Origin of the sequence: uncultured Oscillibacter sp. (assembly GCF_910587525.1) — a bacterium.
In the GTDB taxonomy this organism is placed as follows: domain Bacteria; phylum Bacillota; class Clostridia; order Oscillospirales; family Oscillospiraceae; genus Oscillibacter.
In genome coordinates this window covers 1-1592 of record NZ_CAJULS010000263.1, presented here as the reverse complement: position 1 = coordinate 1592, position 1592 = coordinate 1, and the positions used below count along the sequence as shown (strand labels likewise).

General features: G+C 59.5%; 2 protein-coding genes. One reads left to right on the top strand and one right to left on the bottom strand.

Annotated elements, in window-relative coordinates:
• Positions 1 to 16: 16 nt before the first annotated feature.
• Positions 17 to 778, bottom strand: a complete 762-nt coding sequence (locus tag QZ326_RS13285) for a hypothetical protein (RefSeq protein ID WP_295746145.1) — start codon at positions 776 to 778, stop codon at positions 17 to 19.
• A gap of 237 nt (positions 779 to 1015) precedes the next feature.
• Here QZ326_RS13285 and QZ326_RS13280 point away from each other — a divergent pair, with 237 nt between their 5' ends.
• Complete coding sequence (locus QZ326_RS13280) at positions 1016 to 1261, top strand: hypothetical protein (RefSeq protein WP_295746143.1); 246 nt, start codon at positions 1016 to 1018, stop codon at positions 1259 to 1261.
• The last annotated feature ends 331 nt before the right edge of the window (positions 1262 to 1592 follow it).

Here is a 1592-nt window from a genome sequence, read left to right as displayed (position 1 = left end):
AAAGCGCCGCTTCTCTTTATCTCTCCAGCTGATGATTTCGTCTGGAAGAGTGCTCTTTCCCGTCGTGCTTCTGCTGTTGTGCAGGCGGGTCAGGCTTCAGCTCGTCCCGCAGCTTCTCCCACAAAGGGTTCATCTTTGTGACGACATTTCCGCTGTCCACATCTATGGTGATATGGGCGGCGGTAATGGGGCTGGAGCCCATCAGCTGAAACAGCTTATCCGTCATCTTGGACTCCGGGCCGGAGACAGCTCTGGCGCTCCCCAAGCCGGACGCACGCATATGGCAGTCGATCTGCTGTATCGCCTTCGTTATAGTGCTGCCGCCGCGTATGGCGAGGGCCGTCGCCCCGTACAGCAGCTTCAGGGGATCAAACTGCCCGAAGTGACGGGTATAGAAGCGTGTGGCGCGCCCGTTCTCCCGCACGGTGCAGATGGCCAGAGCGCTGAGCGTGTTCGGCGTCTCCGGTGTGGAGAAGACGGTGAAGTGGTCCCACGCATCCTCCTGGATCTCCTGCACAGGCGTATTCGTCTGCAAATAAATCGCCGCGCCGATCAATCCCCACGGCAGCATCCCCCCGTTTGCGTCTCCGCTCAGGTCATACACGCCTTGCAGCACCTCCGGGGTAAAGTGGTGGGCGACGAAGGAAAACGTATGGTACAGGTCCTCTTTCAGCTCAATCCAGAAGCTGTTGGCAAAATCCAGCAGATTGCTGTTGGCTTCTTCGCTGGTGAAGGGAATGAGGGCGTTTATGTGGATGAGAAATTCCTGATCGCTCATACAGTCCTCCACTAATTGCGCCAATTCCGGCGGAGGCGCATGGAGTTTTCTGGCAAATTCTTCTTGGTTCATAAGGTGCACCTCTGCTTTCTCTTGGGGCTGCGGCGTTTGCGCTGTCAAGGCTGAACTTCCACAAAATCACCGCTTCTTTTTCTACGGGTTCGTCATTGCTTTTCCTGCCGCTTCCAGCTACAATATTTAGCGGTATTGTAAAAAATTATGGGAGGATTTTGTGCAATGGGACTGGATTATGATCCGCTGTGGGACGAGCAGGGGCAGCTCCGCCGGGGCTGCACGGTGCGGGAGGCCCTTGCCTGGCTGACGAAGTTTGGCAGCCACAGCGCGGGGGAGAATGTCTGCATCAATGGCGTGAGCTATAAGCTGGGAAGTCTGCTTTACGGCCCGGACCGGCCTGTCGTGGCGGACAAGCCCATCTCCCGGATTTATGACGGCTACTACCGTCAGCTGAATTTCAGCGTCTGAGCTGCTGGAAACGAAAAAGGTCCCCGGCGATGCTGGCGTTGGATCACCGGGGGCTTCACACGGCCCGTGTGGGGGCCGCTGTGGCGGTTCAGGGCTTCTCCGGGGGCAGGGCCTCCTCCTCGGACTCGAAGGGCTCACCGGAGCCGGCGCTGGCCTCAGTGGCGGCGGCCTGTCCGGCCTCCCTCCCCGGCGGCCCGCCGCTCGGCCTCGTTCAGGGCCTCCTCGATCAGGCCCAGCACGAACTCCCGCTGAGTGTACTTCCTGCCGGTCCGCTGGGTCTCCCGCTCCAGGTGGGCCTTGATCCGCTGGAAGAGCTCCTCGGGGATCTGGA